The sequence below is a fragment of the Zhongshania aquatica genome, from assembly GCF_027257955.1.
Classification (GTDB): domain Bacteria; phylum Pseudomonadota; class Gammaproteobacteria; order Pseudomonadales; family Spongiibacteraceae; genus Spongiibacter; species Spongiibacter aquatica.
The window spans coordinates 1-597 of record NZ_JANZNQ010000099.1; the positions used below are offsets into that span (position 1 = coordinate 1).

At 47.6% G+C, this 597-nt stretch carries 1 pseudogene; it reads right to left on the reverse strand.

The features are described 5' to 3' along the window. A pseudogene (locus O9X78_RS20810) lies at positions 1 to 412 on the reverse strand (IS3 family transposase); the annotation flags it as partial. Between the last annotated feature and the right edge of the window lie 185 nt (positions 413 to 597).

Genomic DNA, 597 nt, shown 5'->3' on the forward strand with positions numbered 1-597 from the left:
TCCAACCAACAACACGACGAGAGTGAAGATCCATCACTGCGGACAAATAATGCCATTGGTTTTTTACTTTTAAGTAGGTTACATCAGCGACCCACACTTTGTTTTTTTGATCTGGCAGTGCGCCGTCAGATCTTAGGTTCTCGCCAGAGGAAAGAAAGCGCCTCATGCCCGGCGCTCTGTACGTCACTCGCGTTACTCGGGCTATTAAACCCAATTCCTGCATAAGACGTGCTACACGCTTCTTGCTAGTCGCAACACCCTGCTTTTGTAGCTCCTTCCAGATCCTAGGGCTACCGTAGCGTCCTTCTACTTTGTCGTAGATTTTCTGTATCTCGATCTTCAGCGCTCTATCTTCACAGGCTCGATTCGAGGGTTCACGCTTCAACCAATCGTAATAGCCGCTTCGCGACACACCAAGCCAAAAAGCCAGATTCTTAATTCCTAGCTCTATTCCGAATCTCTTGATAAATGTAAGCGTTCATTTCAAGACGTAGTTGACTTACTCCACGTCCCGAAGTGGTCTCAGCAAACCCGGCGAGATCTTATATTGCTTCGTGCCGTCTTCGGCTAACACGATGACACTCTTGCGATTGATTT